This window comes from Mesorhizobium sp. M1252, assembly GCF_040318265.1.
In the GTDB taxonomy this organism is placed as follows: domain Bacteria; phylum Pseudomonadota; class Alphaproteobacteria; order Rhizobiales; family Rhizobiaceae; genus Mesorhizobium.
The window spans coordinates 70,181-91,203 of sequence record NZ_JAMYLX010000012.1 but is presented as its reverse complement, the minus strand read 5'-3'; the positions used below and the strand labels follow the sequence as shown (position 1 = coordinate 91,203).

The following is a 21,023-nucleotide window of genomic DNA, read 5'->3' as shown; positions in this document are numbered from 1 at the left end:
CTCCTGATCGCGACGAATACGCCTTAAGGATTGAGGTATGGTTGACGCCACCGCGTCATTTGACGGCAATCGGCTCGCCGCAAGCAAGGCGTCTGCGCGCACGCCGGCTGCCGACCAGACCAGTCTGTCGGTGTCGATCGCAGATGCTGCCGCGCTCGCCTCTTACGGCGAATTCTGCCGTTCGGCGCTGTTTGCGCCGGCGCAAAGCGCGGCCTGGGTTCGTGCCTGGACGGCGCAGGCCAATCCCGATGCGGTCGTCGCCACGCTGACAATCGAGGACAGGCCGGTCTTTGCACTGGCACTGGAAATCACGCGAACTGGTCCATTCCGCGTCGCCCGCTTCATGGGCGGGCGCCATGCCAACGGCAATTTCGCCGCCGCCGATCCGGCATGGCTGGCAAAGGCAGATGCTGGGGGGATCCGCAGGCTGGTGACGGCGATCGGCAAGGCGCGTCCCGACATCGATCTCGTTGCCTTGGAAAGGCTGCTGCCCGACCTCGATGGCTTTGCCAATCCGCTGGCGGCGTTCTCCAACTTTCCGAGCCCAAACCTGTCGCTCGCCGTCAATCTCGACGGTGGTTTCGATGCGCTGCTGTCGCGTGTGGGCGGCAAGCGCAAGCGCAAGAAGCACCGTTCGCAGACACGCAAGTTCGAGGCGGTCGGCGTTCATCGCCGCATCGAGGCGCAGACACCCGAAGAGGTGAACCGGCTGCTCGACGCTTTCTTCGAGATGAAGGAGTTCCGCTTCGCCAAGATGGGCATCGCCAATGTCTTCGGCGAGCCGGAGGTGCGGGCTTTCTTCCGTGCCCTCTTCGCCGGCGCGCTGGCCGAGGAGAAACCGGCCTTTGTGCTGCATGGGCTCGAAGTGGCCGGCAAGCTGCGCGCAATCACCGGCTCGAGCCGCTCGGGCAAACGCCTGATCTGCGAATTCGGCGCCATCGCCGAGGACGATCTCGGCCACACCAGCCCCGGCGATTTCCTTTTCTTCGACATCATCGAGGAAGCCTGCCAAACAGGCTTCGATGTCTATGATTTCTCGGTCGGCGACGAGCCCTACAAGCGGCTCTGGTGCGATATCGAGTCCCAGCATTTCGAGGTGCTGGCGCCCCTGACGCTGAAGGGACGCGCCCTGGCGTCGGCGCTGCGGCAGGGCGCACGGGCGAAAGCCTTCATCAAGAACAACCCGACGGTCTGGAAGCTGACCAAGATGCTGCGCCGCAAGGCCGCCGGACAGGCAGCGCCCGCTCCCACGGACGACGAAAACTAGCGTTCAGAAATTCAGCGCTTCGCGGAGCGCCGGGCCGGCCCTGACCCGCAGGTCGAGATCCGCCTCGATGTGGTCGATATGGTGCAGCATCAGCCGGCTCACCAACCCGCAATCGCCGCTCTCCAGCGCGCCGACCATTTCCGTGTGCTCACTGTGCCCGCAGGCCGACACGCCGGATCGTCCGTAAAGGGCGATGACCAGCGACGAACGCGCCACCAGCTCCTCCATGAAGCGCTGCAGGATGGCATTGCCGGCGACGGAGGCGAGCAGCAGATGGAAATCGCCTGATGCCTTGATTTCGGAGCGCCGGGCGGTTGGGCCGCGCTCGGCGATGAAGCGCCCTTCCTCGTCGAGCTGCGCGCGGAACGCAGCGATATCGGTGGCTGTGACCCGCCCGCAGGCGGCAATGGCGATGCCCGGCTCGATCAGCCGGCGCGATGCGAACACCTGGCGCGCTTCCTCGGGCGAAGGGTTGGCGACGAAGGCGCCACGGTTGCGCTCGGTACGCACCAGCCCCTCGAAGGACAGCATCTGCAGCGCCGCGCGCGCGACGGTGCGCGAGACGTCGAACAGCGTGCCGACCTCGCCTTCCGACAGCTTGGTGCCGGGCGTCAGCCGACGGTCGACGATGGCGTCCCGCAGATTGTCGCGAATCGCCTGGGCGCGATCCTGGTTGGCGCTGTCGGCGGAATGGATCTGATCGGCAATGTTCATGGCGATGATGGTTCCCAGCCTCTTCTAGCGCGACTCGTCGCCTGCGCACGAGAGGCAAAGTGGACACGAAGCCAAAAAAGATTGCATACGATTCTTGTGCAGATCGCGCACAATCGCCCATAATTTGTGCAATGCACAAGATAGCCTACCGGCTAGGCAGTGGGCAAGAACCCCGATTTCGCTGTCGATTCAAACGCTTGGGCCGATTGCCGCCGATTGGCACGCATAATGCATTGGTTAATGCGACCAAACGGGGAAGCCTGAATGTCCAAAGCCGCCGAGATCGACATCGTCTCCGTTTCGAAAGTGTACGGAACGACGACTGCCGTCGAGGCCATCAGCCTGAAAATACCGGCAGGCACCTATTGCTGCCTGCTTGGCCCCTCCGGCTGCGGCAAGACCTCGACGCTGCGCATGATCGCCGGCCACGAAAGCATTTCGTCGGGCGATGTCCGCCTCGGCAACATTGTCGTCACCGACCTGCCGCCGGCAAAGCGTGGCACGGCGATGATGTTCCAGTCCTATGCGCTGTTTCCGCATCTCGACCTTGTCGACAATGTCGCCTTCAGCCTGAAGATGAAGGGCGTCGACAAGGAGCAGCGCCGTGCCAAGGCGCTCGACATGCTCAAGCTGATGCAGATGGAGGCCTATGCGACGCGCCGGCCGGCGCAGCTTTCCGGCGGCCAGCAGCAGCGTGTTGCACTCGCCCGCGCTCTGATCACCGATCCCGAGGCGCTGCTGCTCGACGAGCCGCTGTCGGCACTCGACCCGTTCCTGAAGATACGCATGCGCGCCGAGCTGAAGAAATTGCAGACCTCGCTTGGCATCACTTTCGTCCACGTCACCCACAGCCAGGAAGAGGCCATGGCCTTGGCGGACCTGATCGTGGTGATGAATGACGGCCGCATCGAACAGGCGGCGCCGCCGCGAGATGTGTTCGAAAGACCGGCCACCGCCTTCGTCGCGCGCTTCATGGGCGACCACAATGTCATCTCCGGCCGGGTCACCGGCGCGCGCGACGGCATGGTCGTCTTCGACGTCAATGGTGGCGCCTCGCTCGCCGCCCGCGGGCAAGGCCGGGAGGCGGGCCAGGAGGTGGGCACGCCGATCGACATTGCCATCCGCACCGACCATGTGCGCATCGGCGAAGCGCCCTCGCCCGGCCTTGGCTTCACCGGCATCGTCTCCAACATCGAATATCGCGGCGCCACGTTGAAGCTGTCGGTCACCGGCGGCGGCATCGACGATTTCACCGTTATCATCGACGATTCCGACTTCTTCGCCAAACCCGTCGCCCTTGGCGACGCCGTACCGCTCGCCTGGGATTCCAAGGACGCCATCGTCCTCGGGCGCCTTCATTCATGAATCCAACGAAGCAAAACAAAACAGGGGAATAGGAATGACAAAAACAGTAGAAACAAAGACCGGAATTTCGCGCCGTTCGTTGCTCAAGACAGGTGCGGCCGCCGTCGGCCTCGCCGCAGGCTCGGGCGCCATTACAGGCTTCCCGACCATCTGGGCGCAGTCCAACATCACGCTCCGCCAGTTCGGCACCGGCGTGTCGAACCTGAACGCGATCGCCGACAAGTGCAAGGCCGACCTCGGCATCACGCTGGAAATGACGGCGACCGATTCGGACGCGGCCGCCCAGCGCGCCGTGACCCAGCCCGACAGCTATGACATCGCCGACATCGAATACTGGATCTGCAAGAAGGTGTTCCCGAGCGGCGTGCTGCAGCCGATGGATGTCAGCAAGCTGAAATACTACGACGAACTGGTGCCGTTGTTCAAAACCGGCAAGCTGACGCCCGACAGCATCATTGCCCAGGGCACCGCGCCGCACACGGTCGGCTATGTCGAAGCGCAGGACTCAAAGACCTTCGCCAAGGCGCCGACCAAGTGGTTCACCATGGTGCCGACGATCTACAACGCCGATACGCTAGGCATCCGGCCCGACCTCGTCGGCCGCGACATCACCACCTGGGCCGACATCATGGACCCGGCCTTCAAGGGCAAGACCGCGATCCTCAACATCCCGTCCATCGGCATCATGGATGCGGCCATGATCATGGAGGCCACAGGCAACATCAAATATGCCGACAAGGGCAACATGACCAAGGAAGAGATCGACAAGACGATCGACTTCCTCATCAAGGCCAAGCAGGCCGGCCAGTTCCGCGCCTTCTGGAAGTCGTTCGACGAGAGCGTCAACCTGATGGCATCGGGCGAAGTGGTCATCCAGTCTATGTGGTCGCCGGCCGTCGCTGCCGTGCGCTCCAAAGGCATCGCATGCCGCTTCCAGCCGCTCAAGGAGGGCTATCGCTCATGGGGCGGCGGCCTTGGCCTTGCCGCCCATCTCAAGGGCGCCGAGCTCGACGCCGCCTACGAATACATCAACTGGTATACGTCGGGCTGGGTCGGCGGCTATCTCAACCGCCAGGGCTACTATTCCGCCAATATGGTCTCGGCCAAGAAGTTCATGTCCGAGGACGAATGGGGCTACTGGATCGAAGGCAAGCCGGCCAAGGGCGAGATCAAGGCGCCGGACGGCACCGTCATGGAAAAGGCCGGCGCCGTGCGCGACGGCGGCTCGTTCGAAGAGCGTATGGGCAAAGTCGCCTGCTGGAACTCGGTCATGGACGAGGACCGCTACATGGTGAAGCGCTGGAACGAATTCATCGCGGCGTAGAGCGGACGCGTTCACTGTGATGTTGCGATCCTTCGCGCCCCCCTCTGTCCTGCCGGACATCTCCCCCACTTGGGGGGAGATTGGCAGCGTCATGGCCGGCTCTTCGTTAGCAACGTTGGAGTTTGGCGAAGGCCGTTATGAGAGTTCGATCTCCCCGCTCGTGGGGGAGATGTCCGGCAGGACAGAGGGGGGCGCGAAGGATCGCAAGTCATCGCGATCACGCGGAGGATTTTCCCAATGACAGTCGCGCTCGAACGCCCCGCCATCGCAGCAGCCAAGCCCGCCAGACGCCGCCGCGTCTCCCTTGGCGCCGTCACGCCCTATTTGCAATCGGCGCCGCTGGCGGTCATCCTCGGTGCGTTCCTGCTCTTGCCAATCATCATGATCGTCGTCGTCTCCTTCTGGGACTACGACTTCGCCGCCATGTATCCGGATTTCCTGACGACGAACTATTCCGACGTGCTGGGATCATGGGTCACCTGGAAGACCTATCTCAACAACATCAAATTCGCTGCCATCGTCTGGGCTCTGACCTTGTTCATCGGCTTCTGGGTCGCCTATTTCCTCGCCTTCCATATCCGCACCACCGCCATGCAGATGGTGCTGTTCCTTGTCTGCACGGTGCCGTTCCTGACCTCCAACATCATCCGCATGATCTCGTGGATCCCGGTGCTTGGCCGCAACGGGTTGATCAACTCGACGCTGGTGCAATTGGGGCTGGTGCCAAAACCCATCGAATGGCTGCTCTATTCGGAATTCGCCGTGGTGCTGGCCATGGTGCATCTCTACACGCTGTTCATGGTAACGCCGATCTTCAACACGTTGATGCGCATCGACCGCTCGCTGGTCGAGGCCGCGCGCGATGCCGGCGCGTCCGGCTGGCAGGTCTTGTGGAACGTCGTCATCCCGCTGGCCAAGCCCGGCATGGCGATCGGCACCATCTTCGTCGTCACGCTGGTGATGGCCGATTTCTCCACTGTGCAGGTGATGTCGGGCGGCCAGAGCGCGTCGGTCGCACTGATGATGAAGAACCAGATGTCGCTGCTGCAGTATCCCGCAGCCGCCGCCAATGCCGTAGTGTTGCTGGTGTTGGTACTGTTGATGGTCGCGGGCATCCTGCGCATCGTCGACATCCGCAAGGAGCTTTGAGGTGAGCCACGAAAAACGCACCTTCGAGTTCTATGTGCTTGCGGCCTTCTTCACTCTGTTCGTGCTGTTCCTCTATGGCCCGCTATCGGCGATCCTGATCCTTTCTTTCCAAGGCGAGACCGGCGGCCTCACCTTCCCGCTCAATGGCGTGTCGCTGCACTGGTTCGCCAATCTGTTCGAGCGCCAGGCGGTCGGCGATTTCGGCGGCAGCTTCAAGCGCTCGCTCGTGCTCGGCCTCATGGTGATGATCGTCACCGTCGTCGTGTCGCTGCTGGCAGGGCTCGCTTTCCGGCAAAAATTTCGTGGCGCCACCGCTTTGTTCTACCTGGCGGTCGCCAGCCTCGTCGTACCCTCGATCATCATTTCGCTCGGCATCGGCGTCGTGTTCCAGCAGGTCGGCTTCCGCCCGGCCTGGTACACATCGGCCTTCGGCGCGCACCTGACCTGGACCTTGCCCTTCGGCGTGCTCATCATGTTCGCCGTCTTCAACCGCTTCTCGCCCGCCTATGAGGAAGCAGCGCGTGACCTGGGCGCCAACTCCTGGCAGACCTTCGCCCATGTCGTGCTGCCGATGATCGCGCCGAGCCTGATCGGCGTCGGCCTGTTCGGCTTCACGCTGTCCTATGACGAGTTCGCCCGCACGCTGATGACGTCGGGCACCTTCAACACGCTGCCGCTCGAGATCTACGGCATGACCACCAATGTCACGACGCCGGTGCTCTATGCGCTGGGCACGGTGACCACCGTGTTCTCCTTCCTGGTGATCCTGGCCACACTGGGCGCCATCCTCTATGTCGGCCGCAAGCGGGCCAGGGTTTGATCGTGCAGATACTGGTGGTGAACCCCAACACGACGGCGAGCATGACCGAGACGATCGCGGCGGCGGCGCGCGCCGTTGCCGGCGCCGGGACCGAGGTGATCGCGGTCACCTCCTCGATGGGTCCTGCCTCGATCGAGGGCTATTATGACGAGGCATTGGCCGTGCCCGGCCTTTTGATGGAGATCGCCGCCGGCGAACGTGCCGGGGCTAAGGCCGCCATCATCGCCTGCTTCGACGATACCGGCCTGGATGCGGCACGCGCCATGGCCTCCATTCCGGTCATCGGCATCTGCGAGGCCGCACTCAGTGTCGCCTCCTACATTGCCCAGCGCTTCACAGTGGTGACGACCACCGAACGCTCGCGTGTCCCTGTCGAGGGGCTGGTGCACCGCTACGGCATGGCCGGGCGTGCCCGCGTGCGCGCCGCCGACATTCCCGTACTCTCGCTTGAAGACGCTGCTTCCGGCGCTGTCGAGAAACTGCGCGCCGAGATCGCCCGCGCCATAGCGGAAGACCGCGCCGAGGCCATCGTGCTCGGCTGCGCCGGCATGGCCGACCTGGCACACCGGTTGCAGCAAGAGTTCGACCTGCCCGTCATCGACGGCGTCGGCGCCGCCCTCAAACAGGCCGAGGCGCTGATCGCATTGGGCCTGTCGACCTCGAAGCGCGGCTCCTATGCCAGTCCGCTGGCCAAGCCCTATCGCGGCGTGCTGAAATCCTTCTCGCCGGGGGTGGTCGCCGCGGAGTGAACGCTATGAAGCCTACCGTCCGCGCATTGTCTCCGCCGGAACTGACCGTTCTCATCGACTGGGCGGCGGCTGAAGGCTGGAATCCTGGCCTTGACGATGCCGCCGCGTTCCGGCCAACCGATCCTGAAGGGTTCATCGGCGCTTTTGTCGACAACGAGATGACCGCCGCCATCTCGGCTGTCGCCTATGGCGGCAACTTCGGTTTCATCGGTCTCTACATCTGCCGACCAGACATGCGCGGCAAAGGCCATGGCAAAGCAGTCTGGAATGCGGGCATGGCCAGGCTGGCCGGCCGAACGGTCGGCCTCGACGGGGTCGCCGCGCAGCTGGCGAATTATCGCCGCACGGGATTCAGCTCGGCGTACGAAACCATCCGCTTCAGCGGCCGTATCGCGACCCCGCCCGTCCGAAGCGAAGGGGTGCGCATGATAACCACGCAACTCGTGCCCGACATCATCGTCTATGACGCCCGCTGTTTCCCCGCGCCTCGACGAGCCTTCCTGCACCGCTGGGCGCAGCCGCCGCATTGCGGGTTCGCCGCGATCAGTTCACTCGGCACCATAGGCTACGCCGTGGCTCGTCCCTGCCGTTCGGGTTACAAGATCGGCCCGCTGTTTGCCGACGACACCGAGACGGCGATGCAGCTCATGGGCAGTCTGGCTGCCGCATGCGAAGGTGGCGACCTGCATATCGACGTTCCTGCCGAAAATTTCGATTTCACCACGGCGCTTTCAGCAATTGGTTTCAGGCCGACCTTCACCACCACGCGCATGTACAAGGGCCCGCCTCCGAAGGTCGACTCGCGCCGAATATTTGGCGTGACGACCCTGGAGTTGGGGTAGATCCCGGCGCCGACTGACAGGCTTGGTTTTTCGGGAGCCGGCGGGCGATGGACGAGCCGATCCGTAGTAGCGCCGCCTAAGTTGAATTGTCTGATGTCTCAGGCGGCGCTACGTCGTCCCGGCACGGGGTTACCCGGCGTCTCGTGGCCGATCGGCGTCACCAGAGTGAGGTCGGGATAGCCGCTTTCGATCAGCTCGACGGCGGCCTGCGCCACCTCATCGTCCGCCTGCAGCATGGACATGAAGACCTCGGTGCTGTCGCCGACCAGTCGGCTGATGCCTTGCGCATCGGCCGGTCCGCATTCGACGATGACCAGATCATAGGCGGTGGTCAGCGACTGCATGATGATCGGCAGCCGGTCGGCGGCGCGCATGGCGCGAACCGGATCGGCGGTGCCGACGGGAACGACATGGCAGTCCGAATAGAGGTCGGCGTGGATGACGTCGCTGAACTGCGCTTCCGAAGCCAGCAGATTGGTGATGCCGGGGAAAAGTCCGCTGTCCAGCATCGGCCGCGAGGCGGCACCTGACGCCGTGAGATCGAGCAGCAGCACGCGCAGGCCAGCGTCGGAGACTTCGCGCGCTACCAGCACTGCCGATGCAGCCGCCTCATCGCCTTCGGGCGACACGAAGATGGCGCGCGCAGCACCGCTGGCGATCAGCTTTTCCGCCGCCTTCTCGACATCGATCTCGCCAAGGCTGGAGCGGACAGGTTCGGCTTGCGGTTCGGAACCGGCAGCCGCTGCTCCTTCCAGCACTGAAGGAGCCGGCTCGGGCTCTGGCACCAGTTCAGACTCCACGGTCGTCGGCTGATCGTCCACTTCCACGACCTCAGGAGCCGGTTCCGGGTGGACGACCGGCGCCGACATTGCCGACATCGCAACCTGCTCGATACGCTCGAAGCGCGCCCCTGGGGCCGGACGCATGGCGCGGCCGGAAAACAGCTCCTGCAGCAGCGTGATGACCGACATCAGCAGCAGCGAGCCGACTAAGGCGGCGCCGACGATCGGCACGAGCTTGGGGAAATAGGGTTCCGACGGCACGCGCGCCTCGGAAAACACGCTGGCATCGACCGGCAGGTAATTCTTGCGCGAGGACACTTCGCGGAAGCTCGCCATATAGGATTCAAGCTGCTGGCGCCGGACGTTCGCCTCGCGCTGCAGCGCATCCAGCTGGACCTGCTCCTCGCCGGCCCGCGACGACGCCGCTTTCAGCTTGTTGACGTCCGATATCAGCTGGTTTTCGCGCGCCTGGGCGGTCTGCGCCTGCGTCAGCAACCCGCGCATGATTTTTTGCGCTTCGTTGCGGATCTGGCCGTCGAGATCGGCAAGCTGCGACCTCATCGCCCGCAGGCGGGGATGGTTGTCGAGCAAGGTGGTGGAAAGATCGGCGATGTTGGTTCTGAGCTCGATCTGACGCTCACGCAGCCGCTGGATCAGATCGGAAGACAGCACTTCGGGTACAGCGTCCAGCGAACCGCCATTCTGCAAAGCCTGGCGCACCCTTTCGGCCGTCGCCTCGGCCGAAGCGCGGCTGGCGCGCACACGCGACAGTTCGGTCGATAGCTCGGACAATTGCTGTGTCGCCAGCACCGAATTGTTGCCGCCCATCAACAGGTCCGACTGGGCGGAACGGAAGGCCGCGACCTTGGCCTCTGCATCCCTGACCTGCTTCTGCAGATCGTCGATTTCCGGCCCGAGGAAGGCGGTCGCGGCGGCGTTCGACTTGGTCTTGGCGTCCGCCTGATAGGCCAGGTAGGCCTTGGCGATGGCGTTCGGAATGTCAGCGGCAAGCTGGGGATCTTCAGAGGAAAATTCGACGGCGATGACGCGGGTCTTTTCCACGCCATAAACATTGAGCTTGTCGCGCATCTTCGTCAGCACGCGCTCTTCGAGCGGAATTTCTTCCGGATCGCTCTTCAGCCCGGCAATGACCAGGAGCCGGGTGACCGGCGACATGCCGAGCGCATAGTTGAACTCGGGCTTGTCGCCCAGCTTAAGGTCGGCAGCCACCTGCTTGAGAATGTCGGACGAGGAAATGACCTGAACCTCGGTTGCTACACCTTCCGCATCGAGCACAGGTTTGTCGTCTTCATTGGTGCCGGCAGGCCGCGTATAGGCCGATTCGCTCAACTGGATTTTCAGCTGCGTCGTGGCCTTATAATGCGGCGTGGCAAGCCACGCGAACGCGAAGGCGAGACCAGTGACGAGAAGCGTGATCACAAGAATGCGCAGCCAGTTCCGCGCCAGGCTGGCGAAGAGCTGTCTCAGGTCGACATCGACATCTGCGGCCGCGGACTGGTCGGACATGCATTCCTGCTCCGGACATGAGGCTAGATGGTAGCGTAAACAACTATGGTAACTCAGCCGTTAAGATCGCGGTAAGCAGCTGTTAGGGTTTGCTGACATCCGGTAAACAAAGCCAGCAAAACTATACGGCTTTTTGTCGATTGCCGCCAAATCGGCCGCGTCCCTTTACCGGCCATTAACCCTAACAGGATGATAACGAACCCAGATCCTTAAGGTTTGCCGCCGTGTCCTGGCGGCCATAGCGACGAAGGTGTGTGTCCGATCATGAAAAGCGCTGCTGGTCTGTTTCGCGCTCTGCTGGCCGTGTCGATGCTCGCCGGCTGCTCCAGCTACCGGCCGACGCCGGCGGCCTTCCACGAGGTACTCGACCAGCCCTATCGGCTCGGCGCCGGCGACCGTGTCCGCGTCACCGTGTTCGAACAGGACGGTCTGACCAACACCTACAGTGTCGATCAGTCCGGCTACATGTCCTTCCCGCTGGTCGGCGCGGTGCCGGCGCGCGGCCACACGGCCCAGCAGCTGGAAAAAGCGCTCGCCGACAAACTGCGCCAAGGCTATCTGCGCGACCCCGACGTGTCGGTCGAGATCGATCGCTACCGGCCGATCTTCGTCATGGGCGAAGTGGGCGCCGCCGGCCAGTATTCCTACGTGCCGGGCCTCACCGTGCAGAAGGCCATCGCGATTGCCGGCGGTTTCTCGCCGCGCGCCAACCAGGAAAGCGTCGACATCACCCGCGACATCAACGGCAAGGTGATGACAGGCCGGGTGGTTACCTCCGATCCGCTGCTGCCGGGCGACACGGTCTACGTTCGCGAACGCCTGTTCTGACATCAACGTGGCGGACCAGCTCAGGATCGTCCACTGCTTTCGCTCACCCGTCGGCGGGATCTTCCGGCATGTGCGCGACCTGACGGAGGCCCAGCTCGCCGCCGGACATGTTGTCGGCATCGTCTGCGATTCGACCACCGGCGGCGAATACGAGGAACGCCTGTTCGACCAGATGAAGGACAGCCTGGCGCTCGGCATCCATCGCACGCCGATGCAGCGCCATGTCGGGCCGGGCGACTTCGCCTCGGCCTGGCGTACCTATCGAATCATCAAGGAATTGCGGCCGGACGTGTTGCACGGGCACGGCGCCAAAGGTGGCGCCTATGCCCGTCTGTTCGGCTCATTGTTGCGGGTATCTAGGTCTCGCGTAGCCCGCCTCTATTCGCCGCATGGCGGCTCCCTCCACTATGATGAAACGACGACGACCGGGAAGCTGTTCTTCGCGCTCGAGCGCTTCATGGCGCGCTTCACCGACTGCCTGCTGTTCGTCTCCGACTATGAGCGGCGCACCTATCGCAGGAAGGTCGGTGAACCGCCTATCCCGAACACGCTGGTCTATAACGGCCTGCGCGCCGCCGAGTTCGAACCGGTGGTCGCACAGCCCGACGCGGCCGACCTGCTCTACATCGGCATGATGCGCGACCTCAAAGGGCCTGACATTTTCATCGACGCGCTGGTGCTGGCCGGGTCCCAGCTTGAGCGCCGCTTGACCGCGGTCATGGTCGGCGATGGCGACGACCTGCCGCGCTACCATGCGCAGGTGAAACGGCTGGGCCTCGGAAAACAGGTCCGCTTCTTGCCGCCGATGCCGGCCAGGGAGGCATTTTCGCTGGCCGATCTGGTCGTCGTCCCCTCCCGCGCGGAAGCCATGCCCTATATCGTGCTGGAGACGCTGGCGGCCGGCAGGCCGATGATCGCCACGGCCGTCGGCGGCATTCCCGAAATCTTCGGTGAGGGATCCCCTGCCCTGATCCGTCCCGATCCGCGCCAACTCGGCGACAAGATGGGTGAAGCGCTGCGCGATCTCGACGCCTACCGGCGCGTCATGCCCGATACCGCCAGCCTCAAGGCGCGATTCGGCGCCGATGTGATGGCCGCCGAAATCGAAAAGGCCTATTTCGCCGCGCTCAACAGATAGACGACCGTCCAAAACCACAAGTTGTCTCAAGGTTTTTTTAGCTCTCTTTCTGCTATCGTCATCGCGGAAGCTTGTGGGAAACCCGATGAACGAGACCGACCCCACGCGCCGCTTTTCGGCCGATGCGGTGCGCAAATTCGACAGTCCTGCCGAGAGCCCCACGCCGGGCGGCATGAACAGTGTTGCCCGCCAGGTCGCCTCGCAATACCGGCGCGATACGATGTCGCCGGTCATGGTCAGCGGCGTATTGCGCATCGTCGAATTCGGCTTGCTGTTCCTGTCGGGGCTCGCGCTCTACTTCCACTTTGTCGGCTTCTTCAACTATCTCGCCTGGCAATATCCGCTGACCATTGCCGCGGCGTCATTCGTGGCCGTGGTGCTGCTCGACGTCAGCGATTGCTACCAGATCTCCGCCTTGATGCGACCGATCTCCAATCTCGGCCGCGTGCTGATGGTCTGGGCCGGCACTTTCGCGCTGATGGCGCTGACGGCCTTCATCATGAAAATGTCGGAGGATTATTCGCGTCTGCTGTTCGGCACCTGGTTTGTCGTGGGCCTGCTTCTGCTGTTCGGCCTCAGGCTGGTGATGTCGAAGCTGATCCGGCGCTGGGCGCGCAACGGCCGCATGGAACGCCGCGCCGTCATCGTCGGCGGCGGCAAGGCGGCCGAGATGCTGATCCGCTCGGTCGAGAAGCAGCCAGACAACGACATCCGCATCTGCGGCATCTTCGATGACCGCGGCGACAAGCGCTCGCCGCCGATCGTGGCCGGCTATCCCAAGCTCGGCACCATTTCGGAGCTGATGGAATTCGCTCGCATCGCGCGCATCGACATGCTGATCGTGTCGCTGCCGCTGACTGCCGAAACGCGCGTGCTGCAGCTGCTGAAGAAGCTCTGGGTGCTGCCGGTCGACATCCGGCTCTCGGCGCATTCGAACGCTTTGCAGTTTCGCCCGCGCGCCTATTCCTACATCGGCTCGGTGCCGATGCTCGATATCTTCGACAGGCCGATCAACGACTGGGATTCGGTCGCCAAGCGCGCCTTCGACATCGTCTTCTCGCTGATCGGCATCATCCTGTTCTCACCGGTGATGCTGGCGACTGCCATCGCCATCAAGCTCGACAGCAAGGGGCCGGTGCTATTCAAGCAGAAGCGGCACGGCTTCAACAACGAGATCGTCGAAGTCTACAAATTCCGCTCCATGTACACCGACCGCTCGGACCCGACCGCCAAGCAGACGGTGACCAAGAACGATCCGCGCGTCACCCGCGTCGGCCGCTTCATCCGCAAGAGCTCGATCGACGAGCTGCCGCAGTTCTTCAACTCGCTGTTCGGCACGCTGTCACTGGTTGGCCCGCGCCCGCATGCGATTGCCGCGCAGTCGCACAACCTTCTCTACAATGAGGTGGTCGACGGCTATTTCGCCCGCCACAAGGTCAAGCCCGGCGTTACCGGCTGGGCGCAGATCAATGGCTGGCGCGGCGAGATGGACACCAATGAGAAGATCCGCATGCGCACGGAATATGACCTCTATTACATCGAGAACTGGTCGATGCTGTTCGATCTGCGCATCCTGCTCATGACGCCGCTGCGGCTGCTCAACACGGAAAACGCCTATTGAGCGCGATTTCCCATGATGTGCCGCAGGCTGCGGTCAATGCCAAGCTGATCGCGCTGATATCGTCGGGCGCGGTGTTTTTCGGCGTCTTCCTGTCAGGCTTCGTCATCGACGAGCCGGCGCCTTACGATCTTTTCATGGTCGGGCTGATCGGGGTGTGGGGGCTGTTTGGCCTGCGCATATCGCGCGCGGCCGTGCCGCTGCTGGTGCTGCTGATCACGATGAACATCGGCGGCATGATTGCAATGACTCAGATGGCCGATCTCGCCAACACACCGCTCTATCTCGCGGTCTCGCTGTTTCTCGCGGTCACCGCGGTGTTCTTCTCGTCGGTGACGGCGGTGCAGCCCGGCCTCTACCGGCTGATCTTCATCGCCTATGTTGTCTCCGCGGTGGTGACCTCGCTGCTCGGCATTGCCGGCTATTTCCACGCTTTCCCGGGCGCTGAAATCTTCACCAGATACGACCGCGCCCAGGGCGCCTTCCAGGATCCGAACGTGTTCGGGCCGTTCCTGGTGCTGCCCGGCATCTATCTGCTCTATCTGCTGTTGACCGGCTCAATCGCGCGCATGCCGCTTCTGGCGGTGCCGCTGCTGATCATCACCGCGGGCATCTTCTTTTCGTTCTCGCGCGGCGCCTGGGGCATGTTCGCCGTCTCGGCCATCCTGCTCACCGGCGCCCTGTTCCTGCAAAGCAACAGCGGCAAGTTCCGGCTGCGCGTCATCATCATGACCATTGCCGCCGTCACCCTGCTGGTGGTCGCCATGATCGTCATCCTGCAGCTGCCCGGCGTCGGCGAGATGTTTTCAAGCCGCGCCCAGCTGGAACAGAGCTACGACACGGCGCGCCTTGGCCGCTTCGCCCGCTACACGATCGGCTTCGAGATGGCGCTCGAATATCCGCTCGGCATCGGCCCGCTGGTGTTCGGCACCATTTTTGGCGAAGACACGCACGACATCTGGCTGAAGACGTTGATGGATTATGGCTGGCTCGGCTTCGTCTCGTTCCTGTCGCTGACGCTGTGGACGATCGCCGCCGGCTTCCGCATCCTTTTGCGCGACCGGCCGTGGCAGCCCTATCTGCTCTGCGCCTACGTCGCTTTCATCGGCAATATCGGGCTCGGCACCTTCATCGACATCGACCACTGGCGCCATGTCTACCTGCTGCTCGGCCTAATCTGGGGCGCGATCGCGCTGGAATACAGGCATCAGCGCGGGTTGCGGCCGGTGGCGGCAAACCGAACCGATGGGAAAGCAGACGGGTTCGAGTGGCCCCGCCCTCGGGACGAATTGCGACCGACGATTATCTCGCGATACCGGTCACCCGCTCGGGATACTGCACTGCCAGCATCGATTTGTCGGCGTGATCGGCGAAGATGGCGCTGACCTTTTCGGCGTCGAATCTCGCCCTGCGTTTGCGCTTCTCGTCGTTCAACAAGATGCCGCTGATGGCATCGAACTTGCGGCCAAAATTCTTCATCAACCCTCTCTTGACCGGCCAGCTGCGGCTGAAGCGTCCTGCCCAGGGGGTGCCTTTCGCCAGGTCGCGATAGACCGCCATGGCGTCGACCTCGACACCGACTGGCCGGGGCTCCCAAGGTTTGCCCCACGCGAAGTGCCGAGCATAGCACCTGCTGAAAGGAATCTGGCTGCTGTAGTTGGTCATCACGTTCCAGAACGGGTGCATCGTCTGCCATCGGCCTTCGAAGGCCACGTTCAATGCGCCCTGATCCATTCCGTAGACATGCTCGGACGCCAGCTGCCGCGTACGCTCCAGAAGCCCCTCAGCCCTGAGCAGGGGCATGTTGAAGAGAAGAACGCCGGCGTTGAATTTCGGCGCTCCAGGCTGCATCGGCAGATGTTGCCTGTACTTTGCATCGAAGTAACTCTGCTCGTCGTGAGCGGCCAGCAACGGTGCATTGAGCGGGGTGTTGCCGAGATCGGCTATCGATCGGTTGAAAAGCACATCGGCGTCTGAATAGGCGATGCGGTCGTATGGCTCGAATTCAGGCAATTGATCGGCAAACAGCCTGATGTAGGTCGCAAGGGTGGGATGCGTTCCACGGTTGAAGTTCGTCGCCTCCATGAATTTCGTCACGTCGATGATGCCGATCCTCCCATCGAGCAAACGCTCGCCGGCAACCCGGTCTTCGGCGGAGATCATGCCAGTGTGCAGGATAAAGCCGTCGACCGGTGCCGAAACATCCAGGACGCGGCGAGCCGCCAGACAGGCAAAGGGGAAGAATTTTTGGTCGGCAGCAAAAAAGAAACATGATCTCTGTTGCATGCTACAATACCCGCCCGTTGACTGTGGCCCGTCGTAGCGGCTCAAGCGAACCCTCCCAGTACTTCTGGGAAACTGACGGCCAGGGCCCCGGAATCAGCTTGCTCCGCATAGATCTTGTGGGTCTTGCGGCCATCATAGTAAGCTCGCCGTTTCTTTCTCTTATCGTTGAGCAGAAGCCCCCGAGCGGCATCGATCCGGCGCCCCAGCCTCTTCAGCACGCCTCGCTCGAATGGAATGCGTTGCCGAAAGCGTTGAAGCCAAGGCGTGTCCTTCGCAAGGTCGCGATAGACCGCCAAGGCGTCGAGCTCTACGCCGACCTGGCTTCCCCATGGCTTGCTGCCTGAAAAATGCCGGGCGTATGCCTGAGAGAATCGATACTCTTTCGTGTAGTTGGACATCAAATTCCAGTTCGGATGCATCGTCTGCCACTTGCCTTCGAAAGCGATGTTTAGCGCGTTCTGGTCGTTCAGCTTTTTCTCGATGGCGACTTGACGGGTATGCTCCAAAAGCGATTGGGCACGCACAGATATCATGTCAAACAGCAGCACGCCCGAATTGAAGTACGGAGCTCCCGGCTGCATCGAGAGCTTCTGCCGATAGGTCGGCAGGAAATACATATAATCATCATGGGCCGCCAGCAGCGGGGCCTGAAGCTTCTGGCCTGTCAGGTCGCCAATGTCTCGGTTGAACAACACGTCGCAGTCCGTGTACGCGATACGATCATAAGCTTCGAATTCAGGTATCTGGTCCGCAAACAGTCGAATGAACGCGGCAATGCCGCTGTCGCGAAATCCGGATCTCACCTTCTCCATGAACGACGAAACGTCGACCAGTTCGACTTGACCCTTGAGCAGGCGCCGCGCCACCCGCATGTCATCGTCGCCTGCGCCAACGTAAAGAATGAAGCCTGGCGTCGTCGGCGCCGAGACGTCCAATATTCTGCGCGCTGTCAAGCATGCATACGGAAAATAGCCCCCGTCAGCCGCAAGAAAAAAGCAGGAGTTCACGTCCAATCCTTCTCGTCGCTCAAGCGCGAGCCATATCCCCTTGGTGTTTCATCGACAAGTTGGATGTTGGTGCTCACTATTGAACGTTTGCCTGGATATTTGGGTGCGTCCCACTTTCTCAGCTATCCGCAGAGCCGCCGCGATTCGGCACGCTGTCGCCAAGCGAGGTGATATTCGTTCGGCTCGTTCACATGCGCCGTTTTAGCCCTTGCACCACAACTCTCGAAAATATAAGGCTTTGCGCGGTCCGGAGTGTAGCGCAGCCCGGTAGCGCACTTGACTGGGGGTCAAGGGGTCGTCGGTTCGAATCCGGCCACTCCGACCAAACAACACAGGCGACTAGCTGCTTCCCCCAAAGTGGCCATGCAATTTCTCAGCCCCACTGCAGCGACCAGCAAGATGCGTTCTTACGGTGTCGCACCGGCATGTCGCTCCAAGAAAAATTCGATCGGGCCGGTAAGAAAAGCAGCCTCCTGCTTGATCTTCTCGTCGCTCCATTCCCACCACCGGATCGCCAGCAACTTCCCAATGACATCATCTGAAAAGCGATAGCGGATGAGCTTGGCCGGGACCCCGCCGACGATGGCGTATGGCGGCACATCCCTGGTGACGACGGCCCCGGCCGCTACAATGGCGCCATCGGCGATGTGAATGCCTGGCATGATCAGCGCATCGCGGCCGATCCAAACATCATTGGCAATGGTGATGCCCACGGGTTCGCCACCGTGCTCAGTGGGATCAACTGATTCCATCAAGCGGCTATGGATCGGGAATGTGGTTGCAGCCCAGGGCGTGTGACTTCCCCCCGAACACTCAAAGCTGACATTGCCGGCCACCGAACAAAACGCCCCTATGGTCAACGGAGTGGCCGCAGACGTTCCAAACACCTTCCTCCGGCTCACCCCATAGGTGTGACGTCCGAGGATCACGCTTGAGGGCAGCCTGGATCGAAACGGATTCCTCATGCATAGCCCCCCCGTCACAGTGACTTCCTATGCTTTTGATGCCATAAATCCAAGGGCGTCCGCCACAGACGATATCTACCGGCCTTTGCAACCTGCTGGCCGACTGGCACCGAGCCGTAAGCATTAAAGAACGCATGTACGCGCGGCTCAGCGAACTGCTTTTTGCCTCGGGTATTGTAGTGTCGGATCGGCAGGCTATGAGGGCTTATGGTTCGGCCATTTTGAGAAAGGGCTACCCCGAGGCAGAACTGCTCGGGCGCCCAAGTGTCGGTCACCTCATGAACCGCCTTGATAGCGGCGAAGGCGTCCACCATGGCTGTGAGGTTGTCCCGGTGGATCCCGACGATGCCGCTGTTCCACATCGGTTCCTGGCCGGTCAGGACCTGGCCGCCGACGCTGATGTTCTTGCCCGGCAGCGCGTTCTGATAGATGCGATGCGGCCCTTCGCACAGGCGCATAGTGGAATGGGTCGCAGAGATCGAGCGGAAGCCCTTCGAGGGGTCACCCACCGGGTACATATCGGTGTCCATGAAAAGGAGCCGATCTGCTCGCTGCAAAAGCTCACGCATAGCCCCGGCCTTGATACCGAAATGGTAGCTTCCGCCGAAAGACCACTGGTCTTTCTGTTCGGCCGTTATGAGCATTGTCTCAACAGGATAAGCGCGAAAGAGGTCAGTCCTGTCCGTTGCGACGACTATTCTGGCGGTCGGGCAACGGTGCAAAAGCTTGAGGGCGCTGAGTAGCGCGCCGCGATGGTAAAGCTCGTTCTCACCATAGGCGATGTAACCAAAAACGTCGTTCATTCCGCCACGTATAATGGGTCGTTCAATCTTCTACTAGCTGCGCTCGCAGTCGTTTTGCTCCCAGAAATCTCCTGCTGAAATCAGCCGACGATTCGCTACTGGCAGACGTCGACCCACTCGGCGCCGACAATCTGTGCCATGCGCTGCGGGCTGAGCCTTACAGCGGCGTTGGTGGCGCCGGCCGCGGGCACGACTTCATCGAAGGCGCGCAGCGAGACGTCGCAATAGACCGGCAGCGGCGCCGGCAGGCCGAATGGGCAGACGCCGCCGACGGGATGGCTGGTAATTGCGACAACCTCGTCGGCGTCAAGCATGCGCGGCTTGCCGCCGAAACGGTCCTTGAATTTGCGGTTGTCGAGCCTCGACATGCCGCCGGCCACGATCAGCATGGTCTCACCGCCGACGCGCAGGCAGATGGTCTTGGCGATCTGCGCCGGCTCCAAGCCATGCGCCTCAGCCGCCAGCGCCACCGTCGCGGAACTCGCTTCGGTGACGAGCACTTCGACATCGGGCGCATGGGCAGCCAGGAAGGCGCGCACGGATTCAAGGCTCATCTCGGCATTGTCCCATTCGAAAACGGTTAGCGTTCACACTGGATAGCTTCACGCTCGGTCGGCGGCAACCTCCCCGCCCCTCGACGGCTGCAGCGATGCCACGGGTCGCGCCGCATGTCGGCAACGCAAGGCGCATCCCCCGTGCGGGAGATGTGTTCGGGCTGCTGCCTTGGTAGGTCGCAATGGATCAGGGCCGGCGCTGATGCTGTGCTCCCACGACCAACCGGAGAGATCATCATGCTCAAGCTCGCCTCGGCTCTGGCGCTGCTGCTTATCGGAACGGCGCCCGTGCTTGCCGACGACATGCCGATAAACGCGGACGCTATCAAATGGGGTCCTGCTCCTGCCGTCCTGCCCGCCGGCGCGGACATGGCTGTCATCGCCGGGGACCCGTCGAAGGAGGGCATCTACGTGCTGCGGTTGAAGTTGCCGGCCGGCTACAAAATTGCCGCGCACAATCATCCCACCTCGGAATATGTGACGGTGATATCCGGCAATTTTCATATCGGCATGGGCGACAAGCTCGACGAGGCCAAAGGCATCGAACTGACCGCTGGCGGCTTCGGCGTAGCCCCGCATGGAATGAACCATTACGCCTGGGCGACAAGCGATACCATTGTCCAGGTTCATGGCGAGGGACCGTTCGCGATCACCTACGTCAACCCGGCGGACGATCCGAGCAAGAAATGACATTCGCCATTGGGCGAATGTAACAAGCCCGCCAGGGCAAACCATGGCGGGCTTGTTGAACGACGCGTTGAACGACGCTTTGGCGTCGTTGTTTATGAAACGGACCGATTTTCCACAGGGGCCGTCGGCGCCGGGGCATCGATCAGGGCCGTTTCCGGCAATTGCAATGCTGCGGCGATCCGGCGAAGTTTCGACGGATCGGTGTCCTTGCCGCTCTCTATGTCGGCAATCTCGCTGGTCGACAGACCGCAGGTCAGGGAAAGCTCTTCAATACTGTATCCCTTTGTCTCCCGGATGGCTTTGAGGCCGGGGTGCTCAAGCGCAACATCGGCCGCAACATCGGCCGCCAGCCTGGAGAAGGGTTCGTGTTTTGCAGTTTGGGGCATTGGCAACTCCATGGGGCTAAAGAGTTTTGGATCAAATAATAGGGTGTTGCCTGAGAGCCGGGACAATGCCCGCTTGACGGCGATTTGCCAAGACCCAAACCGACCGTCACAGCATCGTGAACCGGCGTCAAAACCCCAGGCGCCAGGCACATATAGGATCTCTGCCCCGATCTCCCAATCAAGTTCTTTTGAAGGACCGCACGCCGAAG

The 21,023-nt window shown here is 62.1% G+C and carries 20 protein-coding genes and 1 tRNA gene; 13 read left to right on the top strand and 8 right to left on the bottom strand.

The window, feature by feature from the left end; all coding sequences use genetic code 11:
* Positions 1 to 37 precede the first annotated feature (37 nt).
* Positions 38 to 1,267, top strand: coding sequence for a GNAT family N-acetyltransferase (locus tag NKH22_RS22930; protein ID WP_023821107.1), 1,230 nt, complete (start codon positions 38 to 40; stop codon positions 1,265 to 1,267).
* Between the two features lie 3 nt (positions 1,268 to 1,270).
* On the opposite strand, the gene NKH22_RS22925 is transcribed toward NKH22_RS22930, so the two are convergent.
* Positions 1,271 to 1,981 carry a GntR family transcriptional regulator gene (locus NKH22_RS22925; protein ID WP_023669398.1) on the bottom strand — a complete coding sequence of 237 codons (711 nt, stop codon included), beginning with the start codon at positions 1,979 to 1,981 and terminating at the stop codon, positions 1,271 to 1,273.
* A 264-nt stretch (positions 1,982 to 2,245) separates the two neighbouring features.
* On the opposite strand from NKH22_RS22925, the gene NKH22_RS22920 reads away from it, so the two are divergent.
* The 6 genes from NKH22_RS22920 (at position 2,246) to NKH22_RS22895 (ending at position 8,230) form a co-directional block, all read left to right on the top strand.
* Positions 2,246 to 3,346: an ABC transporter ATP-binding protein gene (locus NKH22_RS22920; protein WP_023821108.1), complete on the top strand. Its 1,101-nt coding sequence runs from the start codon at positions 2,246 to 2,248 to the stop codon at positions 3,344 to 3,346.
* Between the two features lie 34 nt (positions 3,347 to 3,380).
* Positions 3,381 to 4,670 (top strand): ABC transporter substrate-binding protein, encoded by a 1,290-nt coding sequence (locus NKH22_RS22915; protein WP_023689479.1) that lies wholly within the window; start codon positions 3,381 to 3,383, stop codon positions 4,668 to 4,670.
* Positions 4,671 to 4,907: 237 nt separating this feature from the next.
* Positions 4,908 to 5,819 (top strand): ABC transporter permease, encoded by a 912-nt coding sequence (locus tag NKH22_RS22910; RefSeq protein ID WP_023821109.1) that lies wholly within the window; start codon positions 4,908 to 4,910, stop codon positions 5,817 to 5,819.
* Between the two features lies 1 nt (position 5,820).
* Positions 5,821 to 6,639, top strand: coding sequence for an ABC transporter permease (locus NKH22_RS22905; protein ID WP_023730872.1), 819 nt, complete (start codon positions 5,821 to 5,823; stop codon positions 6,637 to 6,639).
* Between the two features lie 2 nt (positions 6,640 to 6,641).
* Positions 6,642 to 7,388 carry an aspartate/glutamate racemase family protein gene (locus NKH22_RS22900; RefSeq protein WP_023730871.1) on the top strand — a complete coding sequence of 249 codons (747 nt, stop codon included), beginning with the start codon at positions 6,642 to 6,644 and terminating at the stop codon, positions 7,386 to 7,388.
* 5 nt (positions 7,389 to 7,393) lie between these two features.
* Entirely contained in the window at positions 7,394 to 8,230 is an 837-nt protein-coding gene (locus NKH22_RS22895; protein ID WP_023669392.1) for a GNAT family N-acetyltransferase, read from the top strand.
* A 98-nt stretch (positions 8,231 to 8,328) separates the two neighbouring features.
* On the opposite strand, the gene NKH22_RS22890 is transcribed toward NKH22_RS22895, so the two are convergent.
* Complete coding sequence (locus NKH22_RS22890; RefSeq protein WP_023821110.1) at positions 8,329 to 10,539, bottom strand: GumC family protein; 2,211 nt, start codon at positions 10,537 to 10,539, stop codon at positions 8,329 to 8,331.
* Between the two features lie 264 nt (positions 10,540 to 10,803).
* Between NKH22_RS22890 and NKH22_RS22885 the strand changes: the two genes are divergently transcribed.
* From NKH22_RS22885 to NKH22_RS22870, 4 genes are all read left to right on the top strand, one after another.
* Positions 10,804 to 11,367, top strand: a complete 564-nt coding sequence (locus NKH22_RS22885) for a polysaccharide biosynthesis/export family protein (protein WP_023669390.1) — start codon at positions 10,804 to 10,806, stop codon at positions 11,365 to 11,367.
* 7 nt (positions 11,368 to 11,374) lie between these two features.
* Positions 11,375 to 12,505 carry a glycosyltransferase gene (locus NKH22_RS22880; RefSeq protein WP_023821111.1) on the top strand — a complete coding sequence of 377 codons (1,131 nt, stop codon included), beginning with the start codon at positions 11,375 to 11,377 and terminating at the stop codon, positions 12,503 to 12,505.
* 85 nt (positions 12,506 to 12,590) lie between these two features.
* On the top strand, positions 12,591 to 14,126 hold the full coding sequence (locus NKH22_RS22875) for an undecaprenyl-phosphate glucose phosphotransferase (protein ID WP_023689486.1): 1,536 nt from the start codon (positions 12,591 to 12,593) through the stop codon (positions 14,124 to 14,126).
* A complete protein-coding gene (locus NKH22_RS22870) occupies positions 14,123 to 15,508 on the top strand; it encodes an O-antigen ligase family protein (RefSeq protein WP_023693281.1) in 1,386 nt (461 codons plus the stop codon). The genes NKH22_RS22875 and NKH22_RS22870 overlap by 4 nt, the downstream gene beginning before the upstream one ends.
* Here NKH22_RS22870 and NKH22_RS22865 read toward each other — a convergent pair.
* A complete protein-coding gene (locus NKH22_RS22865) occupies positions 15,426 to 16,454 on the bottom strand; it encodes a glycosyltransferase family 8 protein (protein WP_155921568.1) in 1,029 nt (342 codons plus the stop codon). The genes NKH22_RS22870 and NKH22_RS22865 overlap by 83 nt on opposite strands.
* Complete coding sequence (locus tag NKH22_RS22860; protein ID WP_210164288.1) at positions 16,451 to 17,416, bottom strand: glycosyltransferase family 8 protein; 966 nt, start codon at positions 17,414 to 17,416, stop codon at positions 16,451 to 16,453. The genes NKH22_RS22865 and NKH22_RS22860 overlap by 4 nt, the downstream gene beginning before the upstream one ends.
* Positions 17,417 to 17,664: 248 nt before the next feature.
* Between NKH22_RS22860 and NKH22_RS22855 the strand changes: the two genes are divergently transcribed.
* Positions 17,665 to 17,741, top strand: a tRNA-Pro gene (locus NKH22_RS22855).
* Between the two features lie 82 nt (positions 17,742 to 17,823).
* On the opposite strand, the gene NKH22_RS22850 is transcribed toward NKH22_RS22855, so the two are convergent.
* The 3 genes from NKH22_RS22850 to NKH22_RS22840 all read right to left on the bottom strand — a co-directional run bounded on the left by NKH22_RS22850 (position 17,824) and on the right by NKH22_RS22840 (position 19,738).
* Complete coding sequence (locus NKH22_RS22850; RefSeq protein WP_050587086.1) at positions 17,824 to 18,129, bottom strand: CatB-related O-acetyltransferase; 306 nt, start codon at positions 18,127 to 18,129, stop codon at positions 17,824 to 17,826.
* Positions 18,130 to 18,395: 266 nt separating this feature from the next.
* Positions 18,396 to 19,184: a hypothetical protein gene (locus NKH22_RS22845; protein ID WP_023693279.1), complete on the bottom strand. Its 789-nt coding sequence runs from the start codon at positions 19,182 to 19,184 to the stop codon at positions 18,396 to 18,398.
* Positions 19,185 to 19,279: 95 nt separating this feature from the next.
* The gene (locus tag NKH22_RS22840) at positions 19,280 to 19,738 is read right to left on the bottom strand and encodes a YbaK/EbsC family protein (protein ID WP_023821112.1); all 459 of its coding nucleotides are present in this window, start codon (positions 19,736 to 19,738) and stop codon (positions 19,280 to 19,282) included.
* Between the two features lie 237 nt (positions 19,739 to 19,975).
* On the opposite strand from NKH22_RS22840, the gene NKH22_RS22835 reads away from it, so the two are divergent.
* Entirely contained in the window at positions 19,976 to 20,428 is a 453-nt protein-coding gene (locus NKH22_RS22835; protein ID WP_023693278.1) for a cupin domain-containing protein, read from the top strand.
* Between the two features lie 92 nt (positions 20,429 to 20,520).
* On the opposite strand, the gene NKH22_RS22830 is transcribed toward NKH22_RS22835, so the two are convergent.
* A complete protein-coding gene (locus NKH22_RS22830) occupies positions 20,521 to 20,814 on the bottom strand; it encodes a helix-turn-helix domain-containing protein (RefSeq protein ID WP_023693277.1) in 294 nt (97 codons plus the stop codon).
* Positions 20,815 to 21,023: the final 209 nt, after the last annotated feature.